7 protein-coding genes are annotated in these 7,061 nt (G+C 58.8%); 3 read left to right on the top strand and 4 right to left on the bottom strand.

Features of this window, described 5'->3' with window-relative positions:
- Nucleotides 1-171: 171 nt before the first annotated feature.
- Together WBR25_RS04175 and trhA are read right to left on the bottom strand one after the other, a co-directional pair.
- Nucleotides 172-1,833 carry a putative transporter gene (locus WBR25_RS04175; RefSeq protein ID WP_479749452.1) on the bottom strand — a complete coding sequence of 554 codons (1,662 nt, stop codon included), beginning with the start codon at nt 1,831-1,833 and terminating at the stop codon, nt 172-174.
- A gap of 127 nt (nt 1,834-1,960) precedes the next feature.
- The gene (gene trhA / locus WBR25_RS04170; protein ID WP_479749451.1) at nt 1,961-2,596 is read right to left on the bottom strand and encodes a PAQR family membrane homeostasis protein TrhA; all 636 of its coding nucleotides are present in this window, start codon (nt 2,594-2,596) and stop codon (nt 1,961-1,963) included.
- A 174-nt stretch (nt 2,597-2,770) separates the two neighbouring features.
- On the opposite strand from trhA, the gene WBR25_RS04165 reads away from it, so the two are divergent.
- The 3 genes from WBR25_RS04165 (at nt 2,771) to WBR25_RS04155 (ending at nt 5,269) form a co-directional block, all read left to right on the top strand.
- A complete protein-coding gene (locus WBR25_RS04165; RefSeq protein WP_479749450.1) occupies nt 2,771-4,294 on the top strand; it encodes an aminotransferase class V-fold PLP-dependent enzyme in 1,524 nt (507 codons plus the stop codon).
- A gap of 90 nt (nt 4,295-4,384) precedes the next feature.
- A complete protein-coding gene (locus tag WBR25_RS04160; RefSeq protein WP_064335576.1) occupies nt 4,385-4,948 on the top strand; it encodes a septation protein A in 564 nt (187 codons plus the stop codon).
- 24 nt (nt 4,949-4,972) lie between these two features.
- Nucleotides 4,973-5,269: a YciI family protein gene (locus WBR25_RS04155; RefSeq protein ID WP_257691798.1), complete on the top strand. Its 297-nt coding sequence runs from the start codon at nt 4,973-4,975 to the stop codon at nt 5,267-5,269.
- Nucleotides 5,270-5,348: 79 nt separating this feature from the next.
- Here the strand turns inward: WBR25_RS04155 and cysQ are convergent, their stop codons facing one another.
- Nucleotides 5,349-6,116 (bottom strand): 3'(2'),5'-bisphosphate nucleotidase CysQ, encoded by a 768-nt coding sequence (gene cysQ, locus WBR25_RS04150; RefSeq protein WP_372587415.1) that lies wholly within the window; start codon nt 6,114-6,116, stop codon nt 5,349-5,351.
- 191 nt (nt 6,117-6,307) lie between these two features.
- The gene (gene pdxJ / locus WBR25_RS04145; protein WP_479749449.1) at nt 6,308-7,045 is read right to left on the bottom strand and encodes a pyridoxine 5'-phosphate synthase; all 738 of its coding nucleotides are present in this window, start codon (nt 7,043-7,045) and stop codon (nt 6,308-6,310) included.
- Nucleotides 7,046-7,061 lie beyond the last annotated feature (16 nt).

Raw genomic sequence — 7,061 nt, 5'->3', positions numbered from 1 at the left:
GAAAAATAACCAGCTCGAAAATTCGAAAGGATAGACCGATTTGAGGCTGAACTATTCAGCCAGACAGAAGTGTGTAAAACGAGGTTGCGAGAATGGTAAAAACCAAAATTATCAATAAATTACAGAATGATGACGGGAGCATGACAAGGCCTGCTCCCGTCAGGATTAACCCTAGGCTCCCGCCCAGAGGATGATAGCCAGCAGTTGTGGCGAGATGATCCGCAGGAACATCACCAGCGGGTAGACAGTCGCGTATGAGAGCGCACTGGCGCCACTGGTCGGGTGCATGGCGTTGGCAAAGGCCAGCGCGGGAGGATCTGTCATGGAGCCGGCCAGTAAGCCGCACAGGGTCAGATAGTTCATCTTGCCGTAGAGGCGTGCCAGCACACCGACCACCACCAGCGGGATCAGGGTGATCGCCATACCGTAGAGCATCCAGGCTGGGCCATCACCATTGATCAGGGTATCGACGAAACCGGCACCGGACTTGAAGCCGACCACAGCCAGAAACAGCACGATGCCGATCTCCCGCAGCGCCAGGTTGGCACTGGGGGGCATGAACCAGTAGAGCTTGCCGATGCTGCCGATCCGCGACAGGATCAGCGCCACCACCAGCGGCCCACCCGCCAGACCCAATTTGAGGGCGGCCGGAAAACCGGGCAGATAGAAGGGGATGGAGCCGAGCAATACGCCAAGGCCAATCCCGATAAATACTGGCAACATCTGCACCTGTTGCAGCTTTTGCTGCACGTTGCCGACCACATTGGTCACCGCTTCGATGGCGTCGAGACGGCCAACAAGGTTGAGGATGTCACCAAACTGCAGGCTGGTCTGGCTGGTCGGCACCAGCTCGATACCGGCACGGTTGAGACGGGAGATCACCACGTCATAGCGCTGTTTGATGTCAAGATCGCGGATCTTCTTGCCAAGAACCTGCTCGTTGGTCACCACTACCCGCTCGACGCGCAGATCGGTGCCACGGGTCGAGAGCGAGGTCTCCACCTCCTCCCCCAACACCAACAACACCTTGTGCAGCGCGTGACGCTCACCCACCAGATGCAGCAAGTCACCCAGTTCGATACGGGATTCCGGCCGTGGCACCATCAGCTCGTCGCCCCGTTTGAGCCGTGAACAGATGACATCAGACTCGTCGAGACTCGGGATCTCGCTCAGCATCAGGCCGTGCATGTTGGGGTTGCGCACCGCGATGTTGATGGTCTGCAAGCTCTCCTTGGTTTTACCGGTTTGTAGCTCGAACTGGGCGGCTTCATCGTCGATCTTGATGCGAAAGAAAACCCTGACCAGCCACATGGTGAGCAAAATGCCACAGATGCCAAACGGATAGGCAACCGCATAGCCCATCCCCATCAGGCCGGTAGAACCGGGCGCGGCGCCCAGCTCGGCCAGGATCTGCTGGCCCGCACCGAGGGATGGCGTATTGGTGACAGCACCGGAGAAGACCCCCAGAATGACCGGCAACGGCACATCGAAAAATTGATGCAAGCCAGCGGCCACCACGCAGCCAAGGATGACCAGCAAAGCGGCAAAGGCGTTGAGTTTGAGACCTGAACTGCGCAATGACGAGAAGAAACCCGGCCCGACCTGGATGCCGATGGTATAGACAAACAGGATCAGGCCAAATTCTTGAATAAAGTGAAGCGTTTGTGCATCCAGCGCGAGATCGGAGGCGCCTGCAAAGTGACCCACTATGATGCCGCCGAACAGCACCCCCCCTATTCCCAAGCCAACGCCATAGACTCGCCAGTTTCCCAGCCAGAGTCCCAGCACTGCCACCAGCGACAACATGCTGATGGAAAGCGCGATTTCACTCATTTCGTGCATCCTTTGCGAATTGAACTGGCCCTAGCTTGTCAGCAAACGCTGATGCCAACTGTGTGATACCGCACGAATTTATCCTTTTACGCGCCCAAAATACCAATTAAGGGCTAGTTGCAAGACGTTAGGCGACGTAGCCGTAAATGGCCATAAAGTGACAAACGCTGCCACCCAGCACAAAGAGATGCCAGATGGCGTGGTTATAGGGGATCTGCTTGGCCACATAGAAGATGACCCCGAGGCTGTAGATAAGGCCGCCAAGCCCGAGCAGCAGCAGCCCCTCACCGGCCAGATGGATATAGAGCTGATAGATGACCACCAGCGACAGCCAGCCCAACATCAGGTAGGTAAAGAGCGACAACTTCTTGAAGCGGTTGATAAACACCAGCTTGAACACCACACCAGCCAGCGCCAGGGCCCAGATCACCACCATCAAGCCCTTCGCCAGCGGCGTGTCGAGCGCCACCAGCAGGAAGGGGGTATAGGTGCCGGCAATCAGCAGATAGATGGCGCAGTGATCAAACACCTTGCACCAACGTCTGGCCCGCCCTTCCGCCATGCTGTGATAGAGGGTCGAGGCGAGATAGAGCAGCACCAGACTGCCGCCATAAAGGCTGTAACTCACCAGCGCCTGCGTACCCTGCCCCCATCCTTTGATGAGCAACAACACCAGCCCGACAATCCCCAGCAACAATCCCGCACCGTGACTCAGCCGGTTTGCCAGCTCCTCCCGGGGGGAGTAATCAATCACACCACTCATAACATCGACTCCACAATAACTGCGGCTCACTCTACCCAGCACCATTTCAGAGTACAAGTGTTCACTTAAAAATGGGGTGGCTGTCACCCGCCCCCCTTTGGTGTATGCTCTGCCGCCGATGCCCGAGACAAGCGGCATAGACACCTAACCCGGTGACCTGGTCTGGAGAACCTGATGAAGTTGACTGAGTTGTTTGCACAAGCGGATCCCGCCTTTGGCGAGGCGATGAACACCTTGCTGGAGAGCTTCCACCACTCCGACGACAGTCAGGCCCCCTATCAGCGCGACCTGTTCACCCACCAGCTCGATCAATCCCGCATGCCTGCAGTCGGCCAACCTATCGAGGAGTATCTGGCGCGGCTGGCTACTCTGGTGCCCGGCGCCTCGCACCTCACCTCGCCACGCTATATGGGCCACATGACGGCACCACTGCCGGCCTATACTGCCGAGCTGTCGCGCCTGCTGGTGATGCTGAACCAGAATCCGATGAAGATGGAGTCCTCCCGTCTGCTCAGCTTTCTGGAGCGGGAGGTGCTGGCCAAGCTGCACCGCCTCATCTATGGCAGGGATGATGCCTTCTACGGCGAGCAGATGCATGCCAAGGATGCCGCCCTCGGCGTCATGACCAGCGGCGGTACCATCGCCAACGTCACCGCCCTCTGGCTGGCCCGCAACCGCGCCTGCGGCGACAACCTGTTCGCCCTCTATGAGCAGGGCTATCGCGGCGCCGTCATTCTGGGCTCCCGGCTGATGCACTACTCCTTCGACAAGGGGATGGATCTGCTGGGACTGGGCGCCCGCAGCGTCTGGCGCCTTGAGACTGACGAACAGAACCGGCTCAGTCTGGCTGCGCTGGAGCAGGCGCTGATCCAGTGCAAAGAGCAGAAATTGAAAATACTGGCATTGGTCGGCGTGGCTGGCAGTACCGACTTTGGCTCCATCGACCCCCTGCCTGAGCTGGCCGCCATCGCCGAGCGCGAGCAGATCCACTTCCACGTGGATGCCGCCTGGGGTGGCCCGACCCTCTTCTCCCCCCGCTATCAAGGTCTGCTGGCCGGAATAGAGCACGCCGACACCGTCACCCTCGATGGTCACAAGCAACTGCTGGTGCCGCTCGGTACCGGCATGCTGCTCTGCCGCCAGCCAGACTTGATGATGGCGGTCAAGCGAGAGGCGCCCTACGCTATTCGCGCCACCTCGTTTGATCAGGGTCGCTTTACCCTGGAGGGCACCCGCCCGGCCAATGCACTCTATCTGGACGCCGCCTTCCAGGTCTTCGGCCAGCAAGGCTATGCCGAGCTTATCGAAGCCAACTACGACCGAGCCAGATTGATGGCCGAGCTCATCGAAAGCGACCCCGCCTTCGAGCTGATGTCGGCACCGGTGATGAATCTGCTCTCCTATCGCTGCATCCCACCCCATCTGCAGGGCAAGGTGCTGGATGAGACGGCCAATGCGCAGATCAACGACTTCAACGTGTCTCTGCAAAAAGCCCAACGGGCCGAGGGGCACAGCTTTGTCTCCCGCACCCAACGAGCGGTGGTACGCTACGGTGCCCAACCGCTCACCCTGCTGCGCGCCGTGCTGCTCAACCCTCTGATTGAAGAGCGCCATATCCGCGACCTGCTGGCCGATCAGCAGCGACTGGGGATCTCTATTGCACGCCAACTGTTTGGCGACGGCGCGGAACCGGCGTAAAAATGAGCGGTCTTATTCATTTGCCGTTGTCTGCTGTACAGGTAGACTGGGCGAAATTTGCAGGCCATCTTTGAGGACTAGGCGCCAACAATGAAGCAATTTATTGAATTTATTCCACTTATCGTTTTCTTCGCGGTCTACAAGTTCTACGACATCTACATGGCTACCGGTGCACTGGTGGTGGTCACCGGTCTGCAGCTCGCCTATAGCTGGATCCGCTATCGCAAAGTCGAGAAAATGCAGCTGTTCACCTTCCTGCTGGTCGGCTTCTTTGGCGGTCTCACCGTGTTCTTCCACGATGACACCTTCATCAAGTGGAAAGTGACTGTCATCAACGTGCTGTTCGCACTGGGCCTGCTCATCAGCCGCTACGGCTTTGGCAAAAATTTGATCAAACAGATGCTGGCCAAAGAGCTGCAAGCACCCGATAAGGTCTGGGACACAGTCAATCTCGGCTGGGTCGGCTTCTTTACCGTCTGTGGCCTGCTCAACCTCTACGTGGCGTTCAACCTGCCGCAAGAGATGTGGGTCAACTTCAAGGTGTTCGGTCTGCTGGGGATGACGCTGGTCTTTACCCTGCTGAGCGGCGTCTATCTCTATCGCCACATCCCTGCCGAGCAGTTGTCCCAGCAAAAAGACGAACCAAAAAAATAACCCTCATCAGAAAAGGATTGTCTCATGTGGTATCTCATCTACTCCGAAGATGTCCCCGATAGCCTGCCACTGCGTAAGCAGGTTCGCCCTGCCCATCTGGCTCGCCTGCAAGCCCTGCAGGGTGAAGGGCGCCTGCTGACCGCCGGTCCCAACCCGGCCATCGATGCCGAGGATCCAGCAGATGCAGGCTTTACCGGCAGCACCGTTATCGCCGAGTTTGCCTCGCAAGCTGACGCCAAAGCCTGGGCTGATGCCGACCCTTATGTGACCGCCGGTGTTTACGCCAAGGTCACCATCAAGCCGTTCAAAAAGGTCTTCTGACCCGAAGCGAATAGCGAAATAAAAAAGGCCGGACTGGAAGTTCATTCCAGTCCGGCCTTTTTGCATCCCGATATCTCGTTTATGCCTTGGCGACAAACCAGGGATTGAGGATATCGGGCTTGTTGTAGGCAAGGGATGAGCCATCGAGTTGGGTGACGCTGCCACCGGCCCCCTCCAGCAAAGCCTGCGCCGCACCGGTGTCCCACTCGCAAGTAGGAGCAAGGCGCGGATAGAGCTCGGCGCCCCCCTCGGCAATGATGCAGAACTTGAGGGAGCTGCCCATGGAGACCAGCTCGAGCTCGCCAAAAGGAGCCAAGAAATCGAGGGTCTCCTGCGACAGGTGGTTGCGACTGCCCACCACTCGCCACGCCTCGCCTTCACGATGAGGCCGGGTCTGGATAGGCTCGCGCTTGCCATCGGCGATGCGCCAGGCACCGAGACCCTTTCCGCCATACCAGAGCTTGTCCAGCACAGGGGCATAGACCAGCCCCCAGCGCGGTGCCCCCTCTTCAATCAGCGCGATATTGACGGTGAACTCGCCGTTGCGGGAGACAAACTCCTTGGTGCCGTCGAGGGGATCCACCAGCCAGTAGCGGGACCAGCCGTGGCGCGCCGCCATCACCTCGGGCCCCGACTCCTCAGACAGTACGGGAATATCCGGAGTCAGCCGTGCCAACGCCTGAACGATCACCGCATGAGCCCCCTTGTCGGCTGCGGTCAGCGGACTCTCGTCACTCTTGTACTCCACCGCGAAGGGCTGGCTGTAGATGGCCATGATGGCCGCTCCCGCCGCGCGGGCGACAGGCTCAAGTTCGGTGATATCGGGGTGGTACAAGGGATGATCCATAACAATCTCGTCCAGCTCACAGGGTCAACCAGTGTAACCCTTTTGACATCAACTGCTTATAGCCGATTGTGCTGGGTTATTACGGCGCGGGAGTCGCCATTGTTTGAACAGGGCCAAAAACAACAAGGGACGCCACGGCGTCCTTTGTTATTTCTAGCGGCCGGTCTCAGGCCGCGGGCCTATTTTGCAACTCAGATCCCCTGACGGGCTTCCTTCATCAGCAGGCGCATGTCGCTCACGGCTTTGGCCAGACCATCGAAGGCGGCGCGGCCGATGATGGCGTGGCCGATGTTGAGCTCATAGAGCTCGGGGATAGCTGCGATAGCCTTGACGTTGTGGTAGTGCAGGCCGTGGCCGGCATTGACCTTCAAGCCCTTGCCAGCGGCATAGGAGGCGCCGGCGGCGATACGCTTGAACTCGGCGTTGCGCTCGGCATCTGTGGTGGCATCGGCATAGCGACCGGTGTGGATCTCGATAAAAGGGGCGCCACTCTCGGCAGCCGCATCGATCTGGATGGGATCGGCGTCGATAAAGAGGGATACCTGCGCCCCCACCGCGGAGAGGCGGGCAACGGCATCAGTCACCTTGTCCAACTGGCCGGCCACGTCCAGACCGCCCTCGGTGGTCACTTCGGTGCGCTTCTCCGGCACCAGACAGACGAAGTGGGGCTTGATGCGGCAGGCGATGCCGATCATCTCTTCGGTCACTGCCATCTCCAGGTTCATCCTCGTCTGGATAGTCTGGCGCAGGATCTCCACATCACGGTCGGTGATATGGCGGCGATCTTCTCGCAGATGCACGGTAATGCCATCAGCCCCGGCCTGTTCGGCCACGAACGCGGCCTGTACCGGATCCGGATACTGGGTGCCACGGGCGTTGCGCAGGGTGGCGATATGGTCGATGTTCACACCCAGATAGATTTCACTCATTGAGAACTCCTTGAAA

The sequence above is a fragment of the Aeromonas sp. MTB genome (assembly GCF_056632455.1).
Note: the sequence above shows the minus strand (reverse complement) of the source record. Positions and strands in the feature narration are given on the sequence as shown.

Excerpts from the sequence above, each read along its gene's own strand:
- WBR25_RS04165 (WP_479749450.1), top strand. The coding sequence starts at position 2,771 with ATGAAGTTGACTGAGTTGTTTGCACAAGCGGATCCCGCCTTTGGCGAG.
- cysQ (WP_372587415.1), bottom strand. The coding sequence starts at position 6,116 with ATGGATCATCCCTTGTACCACCCCGATATCACCGAACTTGAGCCTGTC.
- WBR25_RS04175 (WP_479749452.1), bottom strand. The coding sequence starts at position 1,833 with ATGAGTGAAATCGCGCTTTCCATCAGCATGTTGTCGCTGGTGGCAGTG.
- WBR25_RS04155 (WP_257691798.1), top strand. The coding sequence starts at position 4,973 with ATGTGGTATCTCATCTACTCCGAAGATGTCCCCGATAGCCTGCCACTG.
- pdxJ (WP_479749449.1), bottom strand. The coding sequence starts at position 7,045 with ATGAGTGAAATCTATCTGGGTGTGAACATCGACCATATCGCCACCCTG.
- trhA (WP_479749451.1), bottom strand. The coding sequence starts at position 2,596 with ATGAGTGGTGTGATTGATTACTCCCCCCGGGAGGAGCTGGCAAACCGG.
- WBR25_RS04160 (WP_064335576.1), top strand. The coding sequence starts at position 4,385 with ATGAAGCAATTTATTGAATTTATTCCACTTATCGTTTTCTTCGCGGTC.